The sequence below is a fragment of the Nocardioides sp. NPDC047086 genome (genome assembly GCF_040643685.1).
In the GTDB taxonomy this organism is placed as follows: Bacteria; Actinomycetota; Actinomycetes; order Propionibacteriales; family Nocardioidaceae; genus Nocardioides.
Genome location: NZ_JBEYUV010000026.1, coordinates 1 through 23,631 on the forward strand (window position 1 = coordinate 1; position 23,631 = coordinate 23,631).

At 69.5% G+C, this 23,631-nt stretch carries 25 protein-coding genes; 14 read left to right on the forward strand and 11 right to left on the reverse strand.

Annotated features, from left to right (window positions below):
- Positions 1–92 precede the first annotated feature (92 nt).
- From ABZ796_RS18300 to ABZ796_RS18315, 4 genes are all read right to left on the reverse strand, one after another.
- Positions 93–1,178 (reverse strand): DUF222 domain-containing protein, encoded by a 1,086-nt coding sequence (locus ABZ796_RS18300; protein ID WP_357338712.1) that lies wholly within the window; start codon positions 1,176–1,178, stop codon positions 93–95.
- 521 nt (positions 1,179–1,699) lie between these two features.
- Positions 1,700–2,104, reverse strand: coding sequence for a VOC family protein (locus ABZ796_RS18305; RefSeq protein WP_357338714.1), 405 nt, complete (start codon positions 2,102–2,104; stop codon positions 1,700–1,702).
- Complete coding sequence (locus ABZ796_RS18310; protein WP_357338715.1) at positions 2,088–2,552, reverse strand: isoprenylcysteine carboxylmethyltransferase family protein; 465 nt, start codon at positions 2,550–2,552, stop codon at positions 2,088–2,090. Before ABZ796_RS18310 ends, ABZ796_RS18305 begins: the two co-directional genes overlap by 17 nt.
- A gap of 61 nt (positions 2,553–2,613) precedes the next feature.
- Positions 2,614–3,192, reverse strand: a complete 579-nt coding sequence (locus tag ABZ796_RS18315) for a TetR/AcrR family transcriptional regulator (RefSeq protein WP_357338717.1) — start codon at positions 3,190–3,192, stop codon at positions 2,614–2,616.
- 137 nt (positions 3,193–3,329) lie between these two features.
- Between ABZ796_RS18315 and ABZ796_RS18320 the strand changes: the two genes are divergently transcribed.
- Both ABZ796_RS18320 and recQ read left to right on the forward strand, forming a co-directional pair.
- Complete coding sequence (locus ABZ796_RS18320; protein ID WP_357338719.1) at positions 3,330–5,810, forward strand: MMPL family transporter; 2,481 nt, start codon at positions 3,330–3,332, stop codon at positions 5,808–5,810.
- Positions 5,811–5,846: 36 nt separating this feature from the next.
- On the forward strand, positions 5,847–7,670 hold the full coding sequence (recQ, locus tag ABZ796_RS18325; protein WP_357338720.1) for a DNA helicase RecQ: 1,824 nt from the start codon (positions 5,847–5,849) through the stop codon (positions 7,668–7,670).
- Between the two features lie 74 nt (positions 7,671–7,744).
- On the opposite strand, the gene ABZ796_RS18330 is transcribed toward recQ, so the two are convergent.
- Positions 7,745–8,230 (reverse strand): hypothetical protein, encoded by a 486-nt coding sequence (locus ABZ796_RS18330; protein ID WP_357338721.1) that lies wholly within the window; start codon positions 8,228–8,230, stop codon positions 7,745–7,747.
- Between the two features lie 128 nt (positions 8,231–8,358).
- Between ABZ796_RS18330 and ABZ796_RS18335 the strand changes: the two genes are divergently transcribed.
- Both ABZ796_RS18335 and ABZ796_RS18340 read left to right on the forward strand, forming a co-directional pair.
- The gene (locus tag ABZ796_RS18335; protein ID WP_357338722.1) at positions 8,359–8,667 is read left to right on the forward strand and encodes a hypothetical protein; all 309 of its coding nucleotides are present in this window, start codon (positions 8,359–8,361) and stop codon (positions 8,665–8,667) included.
- A gap of 41 nt (positions 8,668–8,708) precedes the next feature.
- Positions 8,709–9,185, forward strand: coding sequence for a DinB family protein (locus tag ABZ796_RS18340; RefSeq protein WP_357338723.1), 477 nt, complete (start codon positions 8,709–8,711; stop codon positions 9,183–9,185).
- Here ABZ796_RS18340 and ABZ796_RS18345 read toward each other — a convergent pair.
- Positions 9,182–9,625 (reverse strand): potassium channel family protein, encoded by a 444-nt coding sequence (locus ABZ796_RS18345; RefSeq protein ID WP_357338724.1) that lies wholly within the window; start codon positions 9,623–9,625, stop codon positions 9,182–9,184. The two genes, ABZ796_RS18340 and ABZ796_RS18345, sit on opposite strands and share 4 nt — an antisense overlap.
- Positions 9,626–9,708: 83 nt before the next feature.
- Positions 9,709–11,337, reverse strand: coding sequence for an MFS transporter (locus ABZ796_RS18350; protein WP_357338725.1), 1,629 nt, complete (start codon positions 11,335–11,337; stop codon positions 9,709–9,711).
- A 115-nt stretch (positions 11,338–11,452) separates the two neighbouring features.
- Here ABZ796_RS18350 and ABZ796_RS18355 point away from each other — a divergent pair, with 115 nt between their 5' ends.
- The 5 genes from ABZ796_RS18355 to ABZ796_RS18375 all read left to right on the forward strand — a co-directional run bounded on the left by ABZ796_RS18355 (position 11,453) and on the right by ABZ796_RS18375 (position 16,769).
- Positions 11,453–12,091 carry a LysE family translocator gene (locus ABZ796_RS18355; RefSeq protein ID WP_357338726.1) on the forward strand — a complete coding sequence of 213 codons (639 nt, stop codon included), beginning with the start codon at positions 11,453–11,455 and terminating at the stop codon, positions 12,089–12,091.
- A 65-nt stretch (positions 12,092–12,156) separates the two neighbouring features.
- Complete coding sequence (locus tag ABZ796_RS18360; RefSeq protein WP_357338727.1) at positions 12,157–13,149, forward strand: DUF5829 family protein; 993 nt, start codon at positions 12,157–12,159, stop codon at positions 13,147–13,149.
- 91 nt (positions 13,150–13,240) lie between these two features.
- On the forward strand, positions 13,241–13,984 hold the full coding sequence (locus ABZ796_RS18365) for an IclR family transcriptional regulator (RefSeq protein WP_357338728.1): 744 nt from the start codon (positions 13,241–13,243) through the stop codon (positions 13,982–13,984).
- A gap of 76 nt (positions 13,985–14,060) precedes the next feature.
- Positions 14,061–15,281, forward strand: coding sequence for an aromatic acid/H+ symport family MFS transporter (locus ABZ796_RS18370; protein ID WP_357338729.1), 1,221 nt, complete (start codon positions 14,061–14,063; stop codon positions 15,279–15,281).
- Positions 15,282–15,305: 24 nt separating this feature from the next.
- Positions 15,306–16,769, forward strand: coding sequence for a benzaldehyde dehydrogenase (locus tag ABZ796_RS18375; RefSeq protein WP_357338730.1), 1,464 nt, complete (start codon positions 15,306–15,308; stop codon positions 16,767–16,769).
- 50 nt (positions 16,770–16,819) lie between these two features.
- Here the strand turns inward: ABZ796_RS18375 and ABZ796_RS18380 are convergent, their stop codons facing one another.
- Positions 16,820–17,671 (reverse strand): PfkB family carbohydrate kinase, encoded by an 852-nt coding sequence (locus ABZ796_RS18380; protein ID WP_357338731.1) that lies wholly within the window; start codon positions 17,669–17,671, stop codon positions 16,820–16,822.
- A 115-nt stretch (positions 17,672–17,786) separates the two neighbouring features.
- Here ABZ796_RS18380 and ABZ796_RS18385 point away from each other — a divergent pair, with 115 nt between their 5' ends.
- The 3 genes from ABZ796_RS18385 to ABZ796_RS18395 all read left to right on the forward strand — a co-directional run bounded on the left by ABZ796_RS18385 (position 17,787) and on the right by ABZ796_RS18395 (position 19,833).
- Positions 17,787–18,380 carry a TetR/AcrR family transcriptional regulator gene (locus ABZ796_RS18385; protein ID WP_357338732.1) on the forward strand — a complete coding sequence of 198 codons (594 nt, stop codon included), beginning with the start codon at positions 17,787–17,789 and terminating at the stop codon, positions 18,378–18,380.
- Positions 18,377–19,066: a hypothetical protein gene (locus ABZ796_RS18390; protein ID WP_357338733.1), complete on the forward strand. Its 690-nt coding sequence runs from the start codon at positions 18,377–18,379 to the stop codon at positions 19,064–19,066. Before ABZ796_RS18385 ends, ABZ796_RS18390 begins: the two co-directional genes overlap by 4 nt.
- 128 nt (positions 19,067–19,194) lie before the next feature.
- Positions 19,195–19,833 carry a dihydrofolate reductase family protein gene (locus ABZ796_RS18395; RefSeq protein WP_357338734.1) on the forward strand — a complete coding sequence of 213 codons (639 nt, stop codon included), beginning with the start codon at positions 19,195–19,197 and terminating at the stop codon, positions 19,831–19,833.
- Here ABZ796_RS18395 and ABZ796_RS18400 read toward each other — a convergent pair.
- The gene (locus ABZ796_RS18400) at positions 19,808–20,362 is read right to left on the reverse strand and encodes an NUDIX domain-containing protein (RefSeq protein ID WP_357338735.1); all 555 of its coding nucleotides are present in this window, start codon (positions 20,360–20,362) and stop codon (positions 19,808–19,810) included. The genes ABZ796_RS18395 and ABZ796_RS18400 overlap by 26 nt on opposite strands.
- Here ABZ796_RS18400 and ABZ796_RS18405 point away from each other — a divergent pair, their 5' ends adjacent.
- Positions 20,363–21,037 (forward strand): DeoR family transcriptional regulator, encoded by a 675-nt coding sequence (locus tag ABZ796_RS18405; protein ID WP_357338737.1) that lies wholly within the window; start codon positions 20,363–20,365, stop codon positions 21,035–21,037.
- 44 nt (positions 21,038–21,081) lie between these two features.
- Here the strand turns inward: ABZ796_RS18405 and ABZ796_RS18410 are convergent, their stop codons facing one another.
- Positions 21,082–21,564, reverse strand: a complete 483-nt coding sequence (locus tag ABZ796_RS18410) for a GNAT family N-acetyltransferase (protein WP_357338738.1) — start codon at positions 21,562–21,564, stop codon at positions 21,082–21,084.
- 21 nt (positions 21,565–21,585) lie between these two features.
- On the reverse strand, positions 21,586–22,782 hold the full coding sequence (locus ABZ796_RS18415) for a DUF222 domain-containing protein (RefSeq protein WP_357338739.1): 1,197 nt from the start codon (positions 22,780–22,782) through the stop codon (positions 21,586–21,588).
- A gap of 435 nt (positions 22,783–23,217) precedes the next feature.
- Between ABZ796_RS18415 and arr the strand changes: the two genes are divergently transcribed.
- Positions 23,218–23,628 carry an NAD(+)--rifampin ADP-ribosyltransferase gene (gene arr, locus ABZ796_RS18420; RefSeq protein WP_357338740.1) on the forward strand — a complete coding sequence of 137 codons (411 nt, stop codon included), beginning with the start codon at positions 23,218–23,220 and terminating at the stop codon, positions 23,626–23,628.
- Positions 23,629–23,631: the final 3 nt, after the last annotated feature.

Here is a 23,631-nt window from a genome sequence, read left to right on the forward strand (position 1 = left end):
ATCCGCAACGCCCGCTCACGCATCTCGGAGGAGTACTTCTTCGGCATCGTTCCCAATCCTGTCAAAGATGTCGGAACGAAACCCAGGGCGAATCAGTCTTCGGCTTGGCAGCACTTGTCCCGGAGTCGCAGGGCTCGGTGTTGGACTGGGTAGGCCAGGCGGGCGGTGCGGCCGAGGTCGAGGATCTCAGAGTCGGTGCCCAGCACCACCGGGATCAGGTTGGCGTTGCAGGCCATCTTGCGGGCTTCGGCGGCGGTGATCTGCTCGCCGTCGAACCCCAACGCGGCGGTGCCGAGGTCGGCACGGAGCTGGTCGATGCTCATCGTGATGAACACCGTGGTCCCGTGGCCACCGTGCCGGGGCAAGTTCTCGACGTCGTAGGTCTCGATGACCCGGGCGAAGGCCTGGCCCAGGAGCCGGTCGTAGGGGGCCTTGCGGCCCCGGTTCTCCACGGTCAACTTCCTCGGCTGGGCCAGGGACTCCAAGATGGTGCGCAGCCGCATCCCGACGGCGCGGGAGACCCTCGCGTGGAGGTCGATGGTGCCGTCGCCGTTGTCGTGAGAGGAGAAGAAGGTGCGCCGTTGGGCGCGCTCCTCTTCCCGCTGCAGCGCCTTGGCCTCGGCGGCTTCGAAGCGTTCCGGGTCGACCTTCGCCAGGATCCGGCGTCCGACGATCTTGAGCTGGTTCGCGGTCAACTCGCTCGCCTCGTCCACCAGCAGCTTCTCCGCCAGGACCAGATCCTCAGCACTAACTGCAGGGTCCGTCGCGATGGCGTCCAGGGCCTGGGTGATCACCTGGGCCTTGTCTTGAGACACCACCCCCTCAGCCAACCCAGCAACCACCAGGTCGTACTTGGCTACGACGGCGGCCAGTTTGAGCTGGGAACGGGCCACACCCCTGTCGACCAACAGCTCGGCCCGCATCCACCCCGAGGCATCCTTCGCGCCAGTCTCCTCAGCGATATCACCAGCAGACGCCAGCACGCGGAGCTTGAGCGCGGCCTGCATGGTCTGGAGTTTTTCGATCTGGGCCAGGCGGGTCTTTTTCTGGCTGGTGCGCCAGTAGACGGGGTCTCGGGTCAGCAGTCGGTTCAGGGAGGATTCGATGGCCGCCAGTTCGGCGTCGATCGGGTCGCTGGGTTCGGTGCCCCAGTGGTTGATCTCGGGTTCGAGACTCATCGCCATTTCCTCCCCTCAGTGAGGTGTTGTGATGGGTCTGATTCTACGCCTCAACCACTCCCGTGGCCATCTATTTTCCCTGTTCAAACCCTGTTCTCGCGGTGAGCGAACGGCATCGTTCCTGTGGATGGTAAGTGGCCCGAAGGGCCACCCCTCACACCCCACCCACATCATCTGTTCCGCGGAGTGATGATGCTGCGCCACACCCGGGCCGCCGCCCCGATAGCCAGCCAAGTTTTTCTCGACGGGCCCCGGTGTCCAGGACCGCGAAGCGGCCGGCGAAGCCGGCGGCCGTAGGCCGTCCTTGACTCCGGGGACCGTCGAGAACACCCTCAAAGAACGGGTCGGCGGCCCAGGCCAGCCCTCCGGGCGAAACGTCCCGGCAGGGAGTTCTCGGCAAGCTCGATCCGCCGAGGAACCGTGTTGGTCTCGACACGCCTCCGCCTAGCGGCTCCGGCGGCTCGACCAGCGGGGTGGGAGCGGGGTGGGGTGGTCGAGACAAACTCGACCACCCCAAAGATTCAGCCCACGAAGATGCAGAAGATGTGCCCCGCAGGATCCGCATAGGCACGCAGAGGCTCCTCAGGATCATCGGACCGGTCGAGCCGGAGCGAAGCCCCCAACCCCAGCACACGAGCATGCTCAGCGTCGAGCTCCGCGACGGACCCGACAACGGTGTCGAGATGCATGTGCTTGACGGCCCCAGGAGCAGGCCAGTCGGACGGTGCCATCTCGGACGAGTCGACGAGGTTGAACGCGAGCGCACGACGCCCGTCGGGCCAGGTGAGGACGAGCCAGTCGTCGTCACCGGGCACCTCGTCCCCGGGGCGGTAGACCAGACCGAGGAGCTGGCGGTAGAACTCGGCGAGGCGGCGTACGTCGGTGGTGTCCAGGACCGTGTGGAGGAGCTCAGCCACGCGCGGCATCCCGGGGCGGGCCGAGCCAGCGGGGCGTGCTGCTCCGGTAGGAGTCGTACGCCTCGCCGAAGCTCCACGACAGGGCATGCTCCTCCGCGGGGATCTGGGTGCGGTCGATGACGGCGACGAAGGCCGCGACGGGGACGAGCGGGAGCCAGCCACCGCGGAGGACGGCGTGGGCGGCGAGGAGACCTGCCATGCCGACGTACATCGGGTTGCGGGTGTAGCGGAACGGCCCGTCGGTGACGACCGCGGTCGCCCGCTCCGGCTCGAGCGGGTCGAAGCTGGTGTCCTTGTGCTTGAACGCACGGGCGGCGGCGCCCACGACATAGACCGAGCCGGCGGTGAGGAGACCGGCCGCGACGGACCGGACGGCGGTCGGGCGGCGATCCGGAGCGAGCAGATGCTGGGCGACCAGGCCCACGGCGACATAGACGGGCGGGGGCACCTTCGGCATACCTTCCACCGTAGCCCCGAGCCGAGGGGCTCTACCCCCTCTTTCTTGGGTAAAGAACGACTCAGTGCAACAGCGCGCGCACCAGGCGCTCGGCAACGTCCGGAGCGGGCTCGGTGCGCTCGAGGGAGTGCAGCACGAACCCACCGACCAGGGCACGTACGAACTCCTTGACCGGCAGGTCGGCGGGCAGCTGGCCGGCGGCGACGGCGGCCTCGATACGGGTGGAGACCGTGGCGGTGATGCCGAGGGCGTCGTTGAGGCGGGCGCCGATGGCGGGGTTCTCGCAAGCGGCCGCAACGAGCGAGCGGACGAGGCTGTCGTTGCCGGGCTGGGCGACGAGGTCGATGAGGCTCTGCATCCAGGCGATCAGGTCGGCGCGGATGTCCCCGGTGTCCGGTACGACCGGATGGTCCGGCAGCAGCAGATCCTCGATCAGGGCGTCGGCGACGACCGCGCTCTTCGAGGACCACCAGCGGTAGATCGTCTGCTTGGAGACACCCGCCTCGGCCGCGATGCCCTCGATGGTGAGGTGGTCATACCCCTTCTCGGCGAAGAGCCGCCCGGTCGCGTCGAGGACCGCCATGCGAGCCTCCTCGCTGCGTACGGCACCTCGACGACGCACTCCTGCTGACGCTGGCATGAACGGCATCCTAGGAGCCCGCGGCATCTCATGGCCACGGCACAGGTGTGACCCATCACTCGCTCAGCAGCCCTTGTCCCTCGGCGTACAGATGATTAACTGGACGCACCGTTGCGAATTACCGGAGGGATGCCGCCATGGCGGAGCTGTTGTACCGATTGGGCAAGTCGGCCGCGCGCCGCGCCTGGCTCGTGATCCTTGCCTGGGTGCTGGCGCTGTCCGGCGCCGCCGGGGCGTACGTCGCCTGGTCCGGCGAGCTCACCACCAGCTTCGACATCCCGGGGCTGCCCTCCTCCGAGGTGGTCGACGAGCTCCAGGAAGGGCTGCCCGACCTGGCCGGCGGCTCCGGCACGATCGCCTTCCAGACCGAGGACGGCACCCCGCTCAGCGCAACCCAGAAGCAGGAGATCCGGGCGCTGATCACCAGCGCCGAGGACCTCCCCGACGTCGCCGCGGTCACCGACCCCTTCCAGACCGAGGCCCAGCGCGCGGCGCAGGCCGAGAAGGTCACCGCGGGCCAGGCCAGGCTCGAGGCAGGCCGGAGCCAGCTCGACAGCGCCCAGGCCAAGCTCGACAAGGCACAGGCCGACATCGACAAGGCCCGCACCCAGCTGCAGGCCGCCGGGATGCCGACCACACAGATCGACAAGCAGCAGGCCGCCATCGACAAGCAGCAGGCGAAGCTCGACGACAGCGCCGCCGACCTCGAGGCCAACACCGCCAAGGCCGAGAACGGCGCCGAGCTGCTCGAGCTCTCCGAGGAGATCCGGATGGTCTCCGCGGACGGTTCGGCCGCCCTGGTCAACGTCGCCTACTCCGTCGGACGTCTGGAGATGTCCGAGGAGACCAAGAAGGCCACGGTCGACCACTTCACCGACAACCCGATCGAGGGGGTCGAGATCGGGGTCTCCTCCGACATCTCCCAGGAGACCCCCAACCCGGTGGGCCCGGGCGAGATCGTCGGCGTCGGCGTCGCCGCCGTCGTCCTGCTGGTCATGCTCGGCACGATCATCGGCGCCGGCGTGCCGCTGGTCACCGCGCTGACCGGCGTCGGCATCGGTGCGCTCGGCGCGCTCTCCCTCTCCGGCGTCGTGCAGATGGCCTCGATGACCCCCATCCTGGGCCTGATGCTCGGCCTCGCCGTCGGCATCGACTACTCGCTGTTCATCCTCAACCGGCACCGCAAGCAGCTGCTCCACGGCTCCGACGTCACCGAGTCGATCGCGCTCGCCAACGGCACCGCCGGCACCGCCGTCGTCTTCGCCGGCTCCACCGTGATCGTGGCACTGGTCGCCCTCAACATGACCGGGATCCCGTTCCTCGGCCTGATGGGCTCGGTCGGCGCCGCCTGCGTCGCGATCGCCGTCCTGGTCGCGATCACCCTGACCCCGGCCATCCTCGGCCTCGTCGGTGGGCGCATCGTCTCCAAGCGTGCCCGCAAGAAGGTCGCGAAGCAGGACGCCGCGGAGGCCCACGCCAAGCCGATGCCCACCTGGCGCGCGCTGGTCACGGTCGTCGCCTCCGTGGTCGCCCTGCTCGCCCTCGCGGTCCCCGCTCTCGACATGCGACTCGGCCTGCCCGACGGTGGCTCCGAGCCCGAGGGCTCCCTGGCCAAGACCGCCTACACGATCACCGAGGACAGCTTCGGCGCCGGCGCCAACGGCCCGCTGCTCGTCGCCGCCGAGCTGCCCGAGGGCCTCAACGAGTCCGGCGTCCAGCGAGCCCAGCTGACCGTCGCCAAGGCGCTGGCAGACCTCGATGACGTACGCGCCGTGGCTCCGGCCGCGGTCTCCGAGGACGGTCGCACGGCGGCCTTCCAGGTCATCCCCGAGGAGGGCCCCAACAGCGTCTCGACCAACGAGCTGGTCAACGCGATCCGGGACATGCCTGCGGTCAACGGCGACATCACGCTCGGCGTCGCCGGCGCCACCGCCGTCGCGATCGACGTGTCGCAGGGGCTCAACGACGTACTCCTCCCCTACCTCGCCGTCGTCGTCGGTCTCTCGCTGCTGATCCTGATCCTGGTCTTCCGCTCCCTCCTGGTCCCGCTCATCGCGACCGGTGGCTTCGTGCTCTCGCTGCTGGCGACGTACGGCGTCGTGGTCGCGGTCTTCCAGAAGGGCATCGGGGCCGAGTGGATCGGCATCGACAGCACCGGCCCCATCCTGAGCTTCCTGCCCATCCTGCTCGTCGGGATCCTCTTCGGCCTGGCGATGGACTACCAGCTGTTCCTCGCCTCCGGCATGAGGGAGGCGTACGTCCACGGGGCACCCGCCCGCATCGCCGTCGCCCAGGGCTTCCGGGCCGGGCGTTCGGTGGTGATCGCGGCCGGCCTGATCATGGTCTCCGTCTTCGGCGGGTTCGTCTTCGCCGAGTCGGTGATGATCCGCTCGATGGGCTTCGGGCTCGCGCTCGGGGTGCTGCTGGACGCCTTCATCGTCCGGATGCTGCTGATGCCGGCACTGATGCACCTGCTCGGCCGCTCGGCGTGGTGGCTGCCGAAGTGGCTCGACCGCATCCTGCCGAACGTCGACGTCGAGGGTGCCGCGCTCGAACGCGCCCACGGCTCGACCGATGCCGGAAAGGCCACCGTCACCCGGGACAGGATCTCGGCCTGAGGAGGACCGTCGGTGGCGGCCGGTAGGGTCACCGACGTGAGCGAACTGACCCCGGAGCTGGATGTCCTGCGCCGCGTCTTCGGCTACGACGAGTTCCGCGGCGACCAGGCCGAGATCGTCGCGCACGTGGCGACCGGCGGCGACGCGCTGGTGCTGATGCCGACCGGTGGCGGGAAGTCGCTGTGCTACCAGATCCCGTCCCTGGTGAGGGCAGGGACCGGGGTGGTCATCTCGCCGCTGATCGCGCTGATGCAGGACCAGGTGGACGCGCTCTCCGCGCTCGGGGTGCGCGCCGGGTTCCTCAACTCGACCCAGATGCCCCACGAGCGGCAGCAGGTGGAGCAGGCGCTGCTCACCGGCGAGCTCGACCTGCTCTATCTCGCGCCCGAGCGGCTACGGGTGCCCGAGACCAGTAGGCTGCTCGACCAGGCCAAGATCTCGCTCTTCGCGATCGACGAGGCCCACTGTGTCTCCCAGTGGGGCCACGACTTCCGGCCCGACTACCTGCAGCTCTCCCATCTGCACGAGCGCTGGCCCGAGGTGCCGCGGATCGCGCTGACCGCGACCGCCACCGCGGAGACCCGCCGCGAGATCGCGCAGCGGCTCGACCTCGAGGACGCCCGCCACTTCGTGGCCTCCTTCGACCGGCCCAACATCCAGTACCGGATCGCGCCGAAGGACAAGCCGGCCAAGCAGCTCCTCGACCTGATCCGCACGGAGCATCCCGGCGAGGCCGGCATCGTCTACTGCCTCTCGCGCAACTCGGTCGAGCGCACCGCCGCGACCCTGGTCGGCGCCGGCATCCCTGCGCTGCCCTACCACGCGGGTCTCGACGCCCGCACCCGCGCGCAGAACCAGTCCCGCTTCCTGCGCGAGGACGGCATCGTCATGGTCGCCACCATCGCCTTCGGGATGGGGATCGACAAGCCGGACGTACGCTTCGTGGCCCATCTCGACCTGCCCAAGTCGGTCGAGGGCTACTACCAGGAGACCGGCCGCGCCGGACGTGACGGACAGCCCTCGACCGCGTGGCTGGCCTACGGCTTGGCCGACGTCGTCCAGCAGCGGCAGATGATCGAGACCTCCGAGGGCGACCGGGCCCACAAGCACCGGCTCGGCCAGCACCTCAACGCGATGCTGGCGCTGTGCGAGACCGTCGACTGCCGGCGGGTGCAGCTGCTGCGCTACTTCGGGCAGACCGCCGAGCCGTGCGGCAACTGCGACACCTGCCTGACCGCGCCGGAGTCCTGGGACGGCACCGTGCCCGCCCAGAAGGTCCTCTCCACCGTCATCCGGCTCGACCGCGAGCGCAACGGACAGCGCTTCGGGGCCGGGCAGATCGTCGACATCCTGCGCGGCAAGGAGACCGAGAAGGTCCGCCAGTTCCGCCACGACGAGCTCTCGGTCTTCGGGATCGGCACCGACGTCGCCGAGAGCGACTGGCACTCCGTCATCCGGCAGCTGCTGGCCCGGGAGATGCTCGCCGTCGACACCCGCTACGGCGTCTTCTCGGTCGCTGAACCGGCCGGCCCCGTGCTCCGCGGCGAGCAGCAGCTGATGCTCCGCAAGGAGCCGCCGCGACAGGCTCGTCGCAGCGGCTCCGGGGAGCGGAAGCCGAAGGTGGCCGCCGCCGACCTCTCCCCGGAGGCCACCGAGGTCTTCGAGCGGCTGCGGGCCTGGCGCGGCGAGGTCGCCAAGGAGCAGGGTGTGCCTGCCTACGTCGTCTTCCACGACGCCACGCTCCGCGAGATCGCCACCCGGCTGCCGGCCAGCCGCGACGAGCTCGGGACGATCAGCGGGATCGGCGAGGCGAAGCTGGAGAAGTACGCCGACGGCGTGCTCGCGGCGCTCAACGCGTGAGCCCGTCTCGTCGGAGAGGGACGAAACGAGAGGCACCTTCGGTCTAGACCACCGTCCGATCGTGGACAGAGCGGTCAGACCGCGGAGCCATGCCGGCGCACACGCCGACGGAGCTGACCTTGACGCAAGAATCTGACGGCAACCACCACCAGAACAAAGACGCCCATACCGATCGCGCCCACGGCACCCCCGAGTAGGCCAACCAAGATCGCCTCAGCCTCGGACGCTGGCGGATCGACATGTACCTCGACGGCACCGGTCTCGTCGTAGACGCGAACGACCTCCACGACATCACCCGCCCGGTACAGGTCGCAGCCGTCGGTGGTCTCGAAGATGGTAGGACGAGCGTCCGGTCCGTTCAGGGACCGCCAGCGGATGTCGTAGGAGTCCGATATCTGCTTGAAGCCCGCGCAACCTCCGTCGTTCTCCTTGACCGACAAGACTTGCGCCGACTCTCTCGCGCGACCGTGTACCGACACAGCGTCGACGATCGCCTCGCTTCCCATGCCTGCGCCGAAAATCAGTCCCGCACCCAAACACAGCAGCGCTGCGGTTCTCATATCAGCGCCCAAGCGACCACACTCTCCATCCGCACGCACCGGTCGCCGGTCATGATGCCAGCCAGCGCTCCGCCGGTCTGGGGAACCCGTGATTCGCCCAAGGGTCGAGGTCGGTACGCTGCCGTGCGATGAGCCCCGAGGTCTGGTACGTCAGCTATGGGTCCAACATGTGCCGCGACCGCCTCGGCACCTACCTGCTCGGTGGCCGCCCGGTGGGCGCGCGGCGGTCGTACGTCGGGGCCCGCACGCCGGCCATGCCGGTCGAGGACGTCGCCGTCGACCTGCCGATGCTCACCTTCACCGCCCCGCACGGCTTCGATGCGGTCCCACACACCCGGCCGTCGGCTGCGTACGTCACGATGCTCGTTCGCGGCCTCCACGAGGCGCGCGGCTGGGATCGCCGACGGGCCGAGGCGTACGTCATGGAACGCTGCTGAGCCCTTCCCGCCCTCGGGGGACGCCCGGCTACCCTGCCCGCATGAAGATCGGACAGGCGGACGAGCGCGCGCTTCTCGAGGGAATGGTCGACATCCAGCGGGACGAGATCACCGGCATCCTCGAGGACCTCGACGACGAGGAGGCGCGACGGCGGCTGGTCCCGTCGCTGACCACCCCACTGGCGCTGGTCAAGCATGCGACCTTCGTGGAGAAGGTGTGGTTCCACGCCCGGATCGCCGGGGTGCCGCGCCGGGAGATCGGGCTGCCCGACACCGTCGAGGAGAGCTTCCTGCCGGAGCCGGAGGACACCGTCGAGTCCGTCCGGGCGGCCTACCGTGCGGCGTGCGAGCGTTCCCGCGAGGTCGCCGCCGACCATGATCTGGACGAGCAGTTCGACTGGAACGGGAACCCGGTGTCGCTGCGGTTCGTCTACGTTCACCTGATCCAGGAGCTCGCCCGCCATGCCGGGCACGGCGACATCCTCGTCGAGCAGATCAAGGCCTCCCGCGCCGGCTAGCCACGAGCCCTCTTGGTCTGCGCCTGGTAGAAGATCGCGCGTACGAGCCCGGTGACCAGGATCGCGTTGAACGCGAACTGGATACAGGCGATCCCCCGCGCCGCCTGGCCGACCGGATGGATGTCCCCGTAGCCGACCGTCACCGTCGTGCTGAGCGTGAAGTACAGCGAATCGAGCCGCGTGTCCAGTCCCGCCATCTCGCCCGGCTCGGCACGGGCCAACAGAAAATAAGCGGCTGAGAAGGCCACGACCACGAGCACCAGCACGGTGAGGAGGCCGGGAAGCCCTTCCGACGAACTGCCGTCGAGCACCCGCAGGATCCTGCGCGACACCATGACGGTCAGCACCAGGACCACACCCACCGAGAGGACTATCGCGACGGCCAGCGGCAACGGATCGTCGTCCTGGCCGAAAGGAGCAACGAAGTAGACGCCGAGCATTCCCACGACGGCGCCCAACGTCTGCAACCACTCCGACCTTCTTGTTCTCGGTGCAGGCTCACCGGTGTCGGGGGCGCCGTTGGTCATGTCCCGCTCGAGACGGCCGGCTCGGCACCGGGTTGCCTGGTGGGCACTCGGCGGGCGAAGAACAGGGCGACAAGAGAGATCAGCGCGAGCACCGACAGCGCGGCCCGCAGTCCGTCGAGGCGGGCGGCCGAGTTCTCCTCGACGATCGCGGCCGACTCACTGTCGGGCACCCCGGCATCGGCCAAGGCGTCCTCCAGCGCGTCGTCAGGGACGAACGGGATTCCCCCGGCAAGGTCGACCGCAGCCGTCGAGGAGAGACTGTCGGGGACGTCGGGGTTGTTCTGGATCCCGGTGAGGAACGACGAGGTCAGGGCGGAAATCAGCACCGCGCCCGCCAGGGCCGTGCCGATCGACGCGCCCAGGTTGGTGACCGTGTTCTGCAACCCGCCGACCTCCGGGCTCTGCTCGTCCGGGACCGCTGAGACGGTGACGCTGCCCAGCTGCGAGGCCAGCGCGCCCACGCCGAGACCGGCCAGCAGCATCGGCCAGGTGACGACCTCGGGCCCGACACCCACCTCGAGCGAGACCAGCAGGGAGACATTGCCGGCAAAGAGGGCGGCGAACCCGATCCTGACCACCCTGCGGGGCGAGGCGTCCGGAAAGAGCTTCGGGATGCCGACAGCGGCGAGCAGCAAGGTCAGGGACAGCGGCAGGATGCGCACCCCGGTCTCGACCGCGGACAGTCCGAGGGCCACCGAGAGGAACAGCGGCACCGAGAAGAACAGACCGGCCTGCAGGAGATACTGGAAGAAGAAGGAGGTCAGGCCGCCACGTAGCACCCGGTTGTCGAGGATCGCCGGGTCGATCAGCGCTGACCTCCCCTGATCCTGGCGCCGGTGCTCCCATCCCAGGAACGCCCGGAGCACGAGTCCACCGGCGATCACGAGCCAGAGGACAGGTGAGACGCCGAGCCACGACGGCGCACCCTCCTTCGGGATCAGGAAGCCCCAGGACCCCGCGCGCAGGATCCCGAACACGACCAGACCGAGCCCGAGCGTCGACATCACGGTGCCCACCAGGTCGAGGCGTGCGCTCGGGTCCGCCGGCGCGTCCGTCATCCTCCTGGTCAGGAGCAGGATGCCCAGCACGATCAGGACCTCTCCGGCGAACACCAACCGCCACGAGGCGTACGTGGTGAGCAGTCCGCCGATCAGCGGTCCCGCCGCCACGGCGATCGCGCCCGCCGCCGCCACCAGTCCGTAGGCGCGCGGTCGCTCGGCCCGAGCGAAGTTCGTGGCCACGAGCGAGACGATCGCCGGCATGATCAGCGCGGCTCCGACCCCCTCGAGGAACGACCAGCCGATGAGCAGCACGGTCAGGTTGGGGGCCAGCGCCGTCGTCGACGAGCCGACGCCGTAGATGACGCAGCCGATCGCGAAGGCCCGCTTGGTGCCCAGCAGCTGGCCCACCTTTCCGCCTGTGATCATGAGGCTGGCCATCACCAGCGTGTACAGCGTGATGGCCGTCTGGATCCCGGTGACCGTCGTGTCGAGATCCTCGGCCACCGTTGCGATGGAGACGTTCATGACCGAGCTGTCCAGGGTCATCAGGAACTGCGCCGAGGCGAGCGTGAACAGGACGGCTCCTGATCCGGCGGTCACCGCTGCGCCCGTCACGTTGCTCATGACAGCCATTCGAGACCACCCCAGCGCCTTGCGGATCATCCATGGCGCATGAACCTCGTCTCGCCTGCCAGAAATGGTTCGTACGTCTGGCCGACCGTGCCGGAGAATCAGACTCGTGCCGTCCCTGAACCAGTTCGCCGCCTTCGCGCTGGCCTCTTTCGTCTTCATCCTGATCCCGGGCCCGAGCGTTCTCTTCGCCCTCGGCCGGGCTCTGACCGCCGGGCGCCGCGATGCGGTGCTGTCGGTGGGTGGCAACGCATCCGGCCAGTTCGTCCAGGTCCTGGCGGTGGCCATCGGGCTCGGCGCGCTCGTGGCCGCGTCCGCGACGGCGTTCACGGTGGTGAAGCTGGTCGGCGCTGCGTACGTCGTCTATCTCGGGATCCAGGCGATCCGTCACCGCGCCGACGCCCGCACGGCCCTGGACGGTGGCGAGGTTGCCAGAGTGACCGGGTGGGGCGCGATCCGCACCGGCATCATCGTCGGCGCGACGAACCCGAAGACGATCGTCTTCCACCTCGCGTTCCTGCCCCAGTTCATCGACGCCTCGGCGCCGGCCGTTCCGCAGATCCTCCTGCTCGGTGCGATCTTCTCGGCGATGGCCTTCGCCTGCGACTCCGGCTGGGTCTTCGCGGCCAGCCGTGCCAAGGCCTGGTTCGCCCGCAAGCCCAAGCGCCTCGACGGCCTCGGCGCCGGCGGCGGCGTTGTGATGATCGGACTCGGTGCCACCTTGGCAACCGCTTCCCACAGCGCCTGACCGTACAACCCGCCGGCCGCCGAATTCCGAAGACAGGAGCGCCTCGGTCACCGAGACTGGGACGCATGCGGACTCCACTCTCGGGCCTCGTCGCGGCCGCGCTCGCCTCAATCGCCATCACCTCGGGGGTCTTGGCCACCCCCGCCCACGCTTCGGAGGCAGCCCCTACCGAGGAGGGGCGCCCGGACCCGCTCCTGGCCTTCAACCACGCCTGGGCGATGGTCGACCGGGAGACGGCTGACGCGATCGAGCACTCCGACTACCTGGAGCAGTTCGCCGACCGCCGGATCAACACCGGCAACGACGGGAGCTCGACCTGGACCGGTCGCTACCTGCTCGGCAAGGAGACCTACCTGGAGTTCTTCGGACCGGGAGACGCCCCCGACGCCGTCGCCGGTGACACCGGGCTCGCCGTCTCGGCGGACCAGGACGGCGACCTGGCCGTCGCCACGTCCAACCTGCGCGAACTCGTCACCGATCCGGTCGAGTTCACCCAGGTGACCGATCTCGGTGACGGCAACCCGATCCCGTGGTTCGACGTCACCTACACGACCGCGACCTACGACACCTTCTTCTCCTGGGCGATGGAATACCGCGACGAGTTCCTCGACGACCCGCGGCTCTCCTTCCCTCCGGCCGCCTACGAGGGCGACGTCAGCCGCGACCGCTACAACCGCGACCGCTATCTCGACCACCAGATGCGCGACGTCATCGGCGTCCAGATCGCCACGACCGCCGCCGACATCGAGAAGATGGTGCCGCTGTGGCGCGCAGCCGGGATCACCATCCGGGTCCTGAAGAACGGCGGTGTTCTCGCCTTCGACGGCATGACCACGATCCGCCTGCTGCCGGTGCCGGCCGAGGAGGCGGGGGTACGCAACATCATCCTCGCCCTCAACGAGCCGGCCGAGGAGCCGCACACCGAGACCATCGGCAACTCGACGCTGCACGTCGGGCCGGGAGCGTACGCGTTGTGGACCTTCGACCCGATCGAGGCGGCGCCGGCCACCCGGTCCGGCGGAGCCGGCAGGCCGCTCCACCCCGCCTTCGGCGGCTGAGGACCGGTCACCCCGTCGGGGCCGCCTTTCCCGCCCGACCGCTGGAGGAGGGATGATGGCGTCGGATCCGACGGGGTGAGAGCAGACGACGATGGCGGGCAACAGCCGAGAGGCCGGCACGAGCGTGACCAGCCGGGCGCTGGCGATCCTGAGCGCGTTCGACGAACAGCACCGATCGATGTCCCTCAGCGACATCGCCGTGCGCGCGGACCTTCCGCTCGCCACGACCCATCGGCTCCTGGGCGAGCTCTTCCGCTGGGGAGCGCTGGAGCGCCTGCCGTCCGGCGACTACGTCATCGGCCGCAGGATCTGGGACATCGGCCACCTCGCGCCCGCCGAGACCGGGCTGCGCCAGGTCGCCGAACCCTTCCTCCACGACCTCTACGGCGCGACCCTGGCCACGGTGCATCTGGCCGTGCGCGAAGACACCGACGTGATCTACCTCGACCGGCTGCGCGGCAACCAGTCCGTCCCGGTCGTGAGCAAGGTCGGCGGCCGCCTGCCGCTGCACACCACAGGGGTGGGCAAGGTCCTCCTCGCCCACGCCCCGGAGGAGGTCCAGGACAGGGTGCTGACCGCACTCACGCGGGTCACTCCCTACACGATCACCCAGCCCGGTGTCCTCCGCAGGCAGCTGCGCCAGGTCCTCGACAAGGGCTACGCGACCACCCACGAGGAGATGACCCTCGGCGCCTGCTCGATCGCCGTCCCGGTCCACCGGGGCGACGAGGTGATCGCCTCCCTCGGCCTGGTCGTGCCCACGCTCAAGGGGAGCGAGCAGAGGTTGTACGGCGCACTCCGCGTCGCAGCACAGTCGATCGGACGACGGCTCTGAAGAAATTTGCACCCGGTTTCCACTGAATGGAAGCTGTGTCGATGCTCACAGGGCCGACCACTCGTAGGTTCGTCCCATGAATGTGTCCGCAACCACATCCCCCACCGTCGCCGGCAGCGGCAACCGAAGCCTCTGGCCGGTCGTCCTCTGCTGGCTCGCCGTGGCCCTCGACGGGTACGACCTGGTCGTGCTCGGCGCGGTGATCCCCACCTTGGCCGATACCGGCGCGCTCGGATTCACCAAGGCGTCGTTGACCACGGCGGCCACCGTCGGTCTGATCGGGGTCGGCATCGGCGCCGTGGCGATCGGCCCCCTGGCCGACCGGTTCGGCCGGCGCCGTACGCTGATCAGCAGCATCGCCCTGTTCTCACTGCTCACGCTGGCGGTCGCGTTCGCGCCGAACGCCACGGTGTTCATCGTGCTGCGCTTCCTGGCCGGCCTGGGCCTGGGCGCCTGCCTGCCGACGGCGCTGGCGTTCATGAGCGAGCACGCCCGCGAGGGCCGGTCCGGCACCGCCATGACACGGATGATGACCGGTTACCACGTCGGGGCCGTGCTCACCGCGCTGCTGGCGCTGTGGGTGATCCCGAACCTGGGCTGGGAGGCGATGTTCGTGATCGGCGGTATCGCCGGACTGCTGACGGTGCCGGTGATGTGGGCGAAGCTCCCGGAGTCGCAGGCCTACCTGGAGACCGTCGAGACCGAGAAGGTCCGCCCCTCCGAGGTCGTACGCGGCCGCCTGCTGTGGGTCAGCCTGGGCCTGTGGGCGGCTTCGTTCTGCGGACTGCTGCTGGTCTACGGCCTCAACACCTGGCTGCCGACGATCATGGGCGAGGCCGGCTACTCCCTCGACGCCGGCCTCGGTCTGCTCCTCACCCTGAACGTCGGGGCGGTGATCGGACTCGTCCTGGCGGGCCTGATCTCCGACGCCCGAGGCAACAAGCAGACGGTCGTGATCTGGTTCGGCGTCGCCGCGGTGATGCTGGCCCTGCTGTCGATCAAGATGGAGAACAGCCTCCTGGTGTACGGGGCGGTGCTGGCCGCCGGCATCTTCGTCTTCAGCGCACAGGTGCTGGTCTACGCGTTCGTCAGCCACCTCTACCCCGCCCGTATCCGCGGCACGGCGCTGGGCATGTCCGCCGGCATCGGCCGGGTCGGCGCCATCGTCGGACCGTTCCTCGGCGGCGCACTCCTCACCGCCGGCATCGCCTACCCGTGGGGCTTCTACGCCTTCGCCGGCGCGGCCGTGATCGCCCTCCTGGCGCTGCTGACGGTGCCTGCGCATCCCGACAACTAGCCACCCGACACTCAGGAGCACACCATGTCCGTTCTCGACTCCGTCGACTGGTCCGGAAACATCCTCAAGGCCGGCGCCTGGCAACCCGGACGAGGAGGCGACTACGCCGTAGTCGAACCGGCCACCGGCGCCGAACTGGGCAGGATGGGCCTGGCCACGGCCGCCGATGTGGCCGAGGCCGCCGCAGCAGCCGCCGAGGCCCAGCGCGCGTGGGCCGCTCTTCCGCACCCGGAACGCGCCGCCGTCCTGCGGCGCGCCGGCGACCTGTGGCAGCAGCACGCCGAGGAGATCACCGGGTGGAACGTCCGTGAGGTCGGCGCCGTGCCCGGTATGGCCGGGTTCGCCCTCCACGTCGCGGCCGAGGAGTGCTACGAGGCCGCCAGCCTCCCGAGCCGCCCGATCGGCGAGGTCATCCCATCCGAGCAGCCGCGTCTGTCGATGGCACGCCGCATGCCCGCCGGGGTGGTCACCGTCATCGCCCCCTTCAACGTGCCGATCATCCTCGGCATCCGCTCGGTCGCCCCTGCCCTCGCCCTCGGCAACGCCGTCATCCTCAAGCCGGACCCGCGCACCGCCGTGACCGGCGGCACGCTGATGGCCCGCATCTTCGAGGAGGCGGGTCTGCCCCCGGGAGTCCTCCAGATGCTGCCCGGCGGCGCCGACGTCGGCGAAGCGCTCGTCACGGATCCCCACATCCGGGTCATCTCGTTCACCGGCTCCACCGGGGTCGGCCGGCGCATCGGTGAGCTGGCCGGCAGGCACCTCAAGCGCGCCCACCTCGAGCTCGGCGGCAACTCCGCGCTGCTGGTCCTCGATGACGCCGATGTCGAGGCGGCCGTCAACCTGGCGGCATGGGGCTCGTTCTTCCATCAGGGCCAGATCTGCATGACGACCGGCCGGCACCTGGTCGCTGCCGGCATCTACGACGACTTCGTCGAGGCCCTCGCCGAGAAGGCCGGCCAGCTACCGGTCGGCGACCCCGCCACCGATCAGGTCGCTCTCGGCCCCGTCATCGACGCCGGCCAGCGCGACAAGATCCACGGCCTGGTCACGGCATCGGCCGATGCCGGCGCCGTCATCGCGGCCGGCGGCACGTACGAGGACCTCTTCTACCGGCCCACCGTCCTGGCGGACGTCCCGCTGACCGCACCGGCGTACGCGGAAGAGGTCTTCGGCCCCGTCGCACCGGTCACCAAGGTCGAGTCCGTCGAGGATGCGATCGTGCTCGCGGGGGCGAGCGAGTACGGCCTGTCCCTGGGCATCGTCACCAAGGACGTCATGCGTGGCCTCGCGGTCGCGGAGCAGATCCCGACGGGGATCGTCCACATCAACGACCAGACCGTCAACGACGAGGCCAACGCTCCGTTCGGCGGCGTCCGCGCGTCCGGCACCGGGTCCCGCTTCGGTGGCGCCGAGGCGAACATCGAGGCGTTCACCGAGACCCGGTGGATCACCATGCGGGGTGAGCCCGCGCGCTACCCGTTCTGAGCCGGAGGAGGTCGTTGCCCATCGCGAGGGAGCCGGCAGGTTCGGCGTAGTCAGCCGAGCGCCGGATGGAGGTGCTCGGTCTCGATCGCGAGCCGGGCCTGATCGGCGGCGGCGCGGAGCGCGACCTCCACCGGTTCCGTACGCAGCCGCGCGGCCAGGAAGCCGGCCATGAAGGCGTCGCCGGCGCCGTTGGTGTCGACGACGGTGGCCGGTGCCGCGGCGACCTCGTGCCTGGTCCCGTCGGCCTCGAGCGCGATCGCGCCCTTCGCCCCGAGCGTGCACACGGCCAGGACGGGACCGCGGTCGAGACACGAGGCCATCAGCCCCCAGGGGTCCTCGGTGCCGTCGTCGTTCATGAACACGCCCGCGGCGGAGCGGAGGAAGGGCTCGTGGAAGGACGATGACCCGTCGTAGTCGTGCAGGTCCATCCACAGCGGCGTCCCTCGGGCGGGCACGGCCTCGAGCACCATCCGGCCGAGCTCGCTCAGGTCGATCACCGCGAGATCCGCGGCGGCGACCGCAGTCGACGCCTCCTGGACCGCCGCCGCGGACGGGGTCGAGGGGGTGGTGACGTACAACGAGACCCGTCCACCTCCGTCCGCCATCAGATTGACGTGCCGTTCGGTCTGCTCGCTCGCGATGGCCTCGACGACGACACCGGCCCGCTCGAGCCGCTCCCGCAGCCGCGCGCCGTCCTCGTCGTCGCCGACAGGAGCCCACAGACGTACGTCGATGCCGAGCCCGGCCAGATGCAGCGCCTTGCCCGCCGAGGTGCCGCCGACCGTGTGCCATGCCCGCCGCGCGAACTGCATGTGCGGCACCGGCTCGGGCAGCCGGTCGAGCTCGATCAGCTGGTTCCAGGACGCAGGGCCGCACACGACGACCCGAGAAGAGGAAGGCATGCGCCTATTCAGCCCCATCGGCCGACCCGGCGCACCGGGATATCGCGAGTTGGCGACCTCTTGTTACCGATGGTAACGTTACTACTAGTAACTTGTTCATCAGGAAGGGCACACCATGGATCGGGCGACGCGCGTACCCGCGACGCAGCGGCGGGAGATGCTGGTGTCAGCGGGCGTGGAGATCGCCCGCGCCGAAGGCGGGCGGGCCGTCACGCTCGCGCGGGTGGCCGAGGCCTGCGGCGTCTCCAAGCCGATCGCCTACCGACTCTTCGACTCCCTCGCCGACCTGCTGACCCGGATGGATCGGCAGGTCGTGGCCGGCTACGAGACGGCCGTGGCCGACGCGCTCGACGACGCGCGACGAGCAGGAGCGACCCCGGCCGAGCTCCTCGAGGTCCTGGCCCGGACCTACGTCGGCCACAGTCTCGGTGCGGGCGCGGTCTACGACACGGTCTCCGCGGCTCGCACAGCGACCGAGGAGGTCGAGGAGCACTTCTTCGAGGTGCCCGAGTCGTTCTCCCGGCTCTGCCGGGAGATGTTCGCCGTGCCCGCCGGGGACGAGACGGCGCTGCTGGCCATGTTCCAGGGCGCGGCCGACAACCTCGTCACCGCCGTCCAGGCGGGCGCTGTCGAGCAGAACGCCGCCGTCGCCCACCTGGTGGCGCTCTTCACCCCGCTCGTTCCCGCCTCGCCCGGGAGACGTCCGTGAACCCGCTGGCCGCCATCGGCGGCATCGTCGGGTTCGGGATCGCCGGCCTGGACCCGTTCGGCGCACTCGTCGTCGTCCCCGCCCTGGCCACCGGCGCCCGGCGCCGCGTCGTCCTGCTCTTCTTCGGGACGGCCTGGCTCACCACCGTGCTGACCGGCCTCGCGCTCGGCGAGTCCGTCCAGCACGTCGTCGCCTGGCTGCGCAACCTGCTCAGCGTCCCGGACCCGGTGCGCCTGGTGGCGCAGCTGGTCACCGGCACCGGCCTCGGCCTCTGGGCCGCTCGACGCTGGACGCACCGCAACGACGTGAAGTCGGAGAGGACGAAGGCGTCGATGCTGGCCGGCCCGACGGGGATGAGCCTGATGGGCATCTTCTGGGGCGTGAGCGCATTGACCGACCCCAGCTTCTACGGCGTCGCGACGATCGGCGCGAGCATGCCGAGCCTGCTGGCCGTCGCTGCCGTGTTCACCGGATGGTTCCTGATCAGCCAGGCCCCGCTGTGCCTGGTCGTGCTCGCCCTCGCCGCCGGAAGGGACTCCCGCCCGGTCCAGCGCGCGGTCGCTCTCGCCCGCAGGACCGCCCGGCCGGCGGCGTACGTCATGACGGGTCTGCTGACCGCGGCGGCCCTCTTCCTGATCCTCAACGGCGTCACCTACCTCGCCACCGGGACCTACTGGCCGGGGTGAGCCTCGGCGGTCGCACTCCAGGCGTCCCTGGAGATCCTCTTCGATCACCTCCGCGACTGATCCTCGAGCAGTACGCTCGACCGGACGACGAGCGGATCGCGATGTCGTCGTGGTTCACGGAGGAACCCATGCCACTCACCAGAGTCCACAATCTTTCGATCTCGCTCGACGGCTTCGCGACCGGGGAGCCGCAGTCGGCCGAGGCGCCGTTCGGACATGCCGGCGAGCGCCTTCACGAATGGATGTTCGCCACCCGCTACTGGGACCTCGCCGGCAGCGCGGGCGCGGACGACGCCTTCGCCCAGCGACACAGCCAAGGCATCGGCGCCGAGATCATGGGCGCGAACAAGTTCGGGCCGCCGGGATGGCAGGACGATCGCGACTGGAAGGGCTGGTGGGGCCCCAACCCACCGTTCCACTCGCCGACCTTCGTCCTCACCCATCGGCCGCGGCCACCGCTGGAGATGGAGGGCGGGACCACCTTCCACTTCCTGGATGCGCCACCGGCCGAGGCCCTCGAGGCCGCGCTCGGGGCGGCCGACGGTCAGGACGTACGCATCGGGGGCGGCGCGACCGTGGTGCGCGACTTCGTCGCCGCCGGTCTCGTCGATCTGATGCATCTGGTCCAGGTGCCGATCGTCCTGGGCCGCGGCGTACGCGTCTGGGACGGCCTGGAGGGCACCGAGAACGACTACGACATCGAGGCCGTCTCGACACCCAGCGGCGTCACCCACCTGACCTTCACCCGCAAGCCTGCCGACTCCTGACCTGGGCGAAGGGTCCGTCGAGAGCGGCCCACTGCAGGAGCATGATCGTCTTGCCGTCGATGATTTGGCCGTCCCGGATCATCGCGAGCGACTCGGCGAAGTCGAGCTCGAGCACCTCGATGTCCTCACCCTCCTCCGCGACACCTCCCCCGTCGCCGATGCGACTGGCTGGCGAGTAGCCGGCCGCGAAAAAGTGGAGCCGTTCGGTCACCGACCCGGGGCTCATGTAGGCGTCGAAGACGTGGTCGACGTCGGCGAGGTCGATGCCGAGCTCCTCGGCGCTCTCCCGGCGGATGGCGGTGACCGGATCCTCGGCATCCAGCAGCCCTGCAGCCGCCTCGATGAGAAGCCCGTCAGGATGGTCGTTGACGTAGGCCGGGTATCTGAACTGCCGCGTCAGCAGGACCGTGCCACGCCCGACGTCGTAGGGAAGGAGCACGGCGCCGTTCCCACGGTCGTACGTCTCGCGCTGCTGCCTCTCCCAGTGCCCGTCCCGTCGGCGGTAGTCGAACGTGGTGCGCCTGAGCACGTGCCAACCCTGCGAGGTCAGCTCGACGTCTCGGACCACGACGTCCGGGTTGCGAGTCAAGTCGCGTCCGGCATGGTCGAGACCGGTGCGGCCGCGATGGTCGGGGACCTCGACGCCGGGGCGCGCGTCGACTTTGGCTGTCGTCATGGCGGGAGCCAGCGGGTCTACGGCGGCGCGCTCCCCGTCTCCCCCGCCCTCGCCGACTACACCGCGCTCGCCGTCGCGCAGGCACTCCCCGCAGATCTGGAGTGCACCGTCATCACCAACAGTCCGACGGTCGCCTCGGCTCTCCTGCAGCACCCCCGCGCCGACCTCTTCCTCCTCGGCGGCCGGGTCTTCAAGCACTCCGCCGTCACCTGCGGCGCGGCCGCCGTCGAAGCAGCCCAGAACGTCTCCGCCGACCTCTGCCTCATTGGTGTCACCGGCGTCCACCCCGAGGCGGGCCTCACCACCGGCGACGCCGAGGACGCTGCGATGAAGCGCGCCCTCGCCGCGCGTGCGGCCGAGACGTACGTCCTCGCCTCCTCGGAGAAGATCGGCACCGCCTCCCCCTACCGGGTGCTCCCCTGGGGCCAGATCACCGGCATCATCACCGACGCCGACCCGAGCGATGAGGTCATCAAGCAGCTGTCAGCACTCGACGTCGAGATCCTGCACGCCGGCGCCGTGCTGTAGGAATCGCAGCCTCGTACCGCTTCACCCCGACCGAGTCGAGCATCTCAACCATCCAATGTCTTCCTCATGAACACACGACGGTAGCCACGCTCGACCGCATACCCGGTCTCCTGATATCCCAACCCTGCGTAGAGTCGCCGGTTCTCGGTCATCGCCTCGTGCGTGAACAGCTCGACATGGAGTGCGCCGCGGCCTTTCGCACGAGACTCGACATGAGTGATCAGCGCTCGGCCGATCCCCCGCCCCTGATGACCCGGCGCGACCGCGAGGTTCTCCAGCAGCACGCCGTCGCCCCCTGGGTCCCTCGTGACCGCGTAGCCGGCGACGTCGTCATCAGCCATCGCCACCCAGACCACCGCGGAGTCGATCGCCTCCTCGTAGTCCGCCCCCATCGGCGCCGGCTCGAGCCCGATCCGCTCCACGTACTTCGCGTAGGCCGCAAGCGCTATCCCCTTCAGGCGCGGGGCATCCGCCGCCTCCGCTGGTCTGATGCCCTCCGGTGTCGGCTCGATCGGGATGACGCTCATGGTGGCCACCGTACGTCGGGTCTAGGTGCGTCGGGTGAAGCGGACCTCGCCGCTGGGCAGGCGTTCGTGGAGGTAGGTGGTGTCGTGGGCGCGGTGGTGGTGATGGGAGCAGAGCAGGGCGGCGTTGTCGAGGTCGGTGGCCCCGTCTTGGGCCCAGGCGACCCAGTGGTGGGCTTCGGCCCAGGTGCCGGGGATGTCGCACCCTTCGGCCTCGCAAGTCGCTGACCTGAGGAGGAGGGCGCGGCGTTGGGCGGCGGTGAAGAAACGTTCCTTGTGGCCGAGGTCGAGGACTTCGGAGTCGCCGCCGAGGACGGCGGGGATGATGCCTGCGGTGCAGGCCAGGCGCCGGGCTTCGGCGGCGGTGATCGGGCTGCCGCCGAGGATCTGGGCGATGCCGGCTTCGTGGCGGAGCTGGTCGAGGTCGATGGTGACGATCACGGTGGTGGCGTCGCCGCCGTGGATGGGGAGCCGGGCCGGGTCGAGGGTCTCCAGCAGCTGACAGAACGCGAGCCCGAGGCGGCGGGGGTAGGGCAGGTAGTCACCGGTCTCGGTGCGGGTGCCGTCATCGCGGCGGGGTGAGGCGAAGGCCTCCAGGTTGACCGCGAGCCGGTCCGCCGCGTCCGGGACCACGGCTGTGATCCGGGTGGTGCCATCCCCCAGGCGCCGCATCGACAGGCGGGTCTTCGTCCGGGCGTGGGCTTCCTCGGCGGCGAGTCGTCGGGCGTCTTCGGCTTCGGCGATCTCGGGGGCGATCACGTCCAGGATCCGGCGGCCCACGCGGGACAGCCGGGTGGGGTCGAACTCGGTCGCGTAGGAGACCAGGGCCTCTTCGGCCTTGGCCCGGATCTCGGGGTCGAGGCCGGTGGGGAGGTCGTCGAGTGCCTGGACGATCACGGCGGCTTGGGCCGGGTTGCAGGCACCGGCCCTCATCGCGGCCGCGACCAGCCCGTAGGACCGGTCCAAGGCGACAGCGAGCCGGAGGTCGGCGCGCAGGTTCTCCGGGCGCTGGCGGGTGTGGTGATGCAACCACGCCGCCACATCCCGCGACGCACTGTCCGCGGCCACGTCCTCGGCGGTCGCGAGCACCCGCAGCTCGAGCTCAGCCAACTGCGCCTTGGCCCGGGCGATCTCGACCAAAGTGGCGGCCTTCTGCTCGGTGGCCATGAACACCGGGTTCGCCCCCGCGACGCCGTCAAGAGCGTTCGTGATCGCAACCACGGCCCCCAGCACAGGATGCTGTGGCTGCTGCAACGCGGTCATCGAATCGGTCACCTCCCGACGTACGAACTCAAGGGGTTTCTGCCGATGCAGAATCCCGGTTGATTCGCTGGTCTCGGAGGCCCGTCGATACGGGCTATTACTTACCCTCGCAGCTCGGCGGTCTCGCCCCTGGTTCCCCTGGATTACCCGACATCCGTTGTCTCTCGAATGAAGGGCACGCCTCGGTTGAGGTGGTCGGCCATCACGTTTACGCCTGCGCCGAGCCTACCACGCCAAACCAAACAACCGAACCCATTCAGGGACAGGTATCCCATCCCGAAGTCAGACCGCTGCTGGTAGTCCGCAAGGCACCCAAATGGCACCCAACCCAAGCACCGTATTGGCCCCACCCACGCTGGAACCCGAGCACAAATACCCGAGTAACCTGCAGACATGGGTGGGCCGTTGGACGAAGGGCCGTTCTACCACGGCACAAAGGCCGATCTTCGCGAAGGAGATCTCCTCACCGCCGGGTTCCGCTCCAACTACAAGCCCGAGGTGGTGATGAACCACATCTACTTCACCGCGCTTCCCGACGGCGCTGGCCTCGCGGCCGAGATCACCCCCGGCGACGGAGAACCACGGGTCTACCTCGTCGAGCCGACCGGAGAGTTCGAGAACGATCCCAACGTCACGGACAAGAAGTTCCCCGGCAACCCGACCCGGTCCTACCGCAGCACGGCTCCGCTCCGAATCGTCTCCGAGGTCCACGACTGGACCCGGCTGACCCCCGAAGCGTTGCAGATGTGGCGAGACCGCCTCGCTGCCATCCGGACGGACGACCGGGCCGAGATCATCAACTAGCAC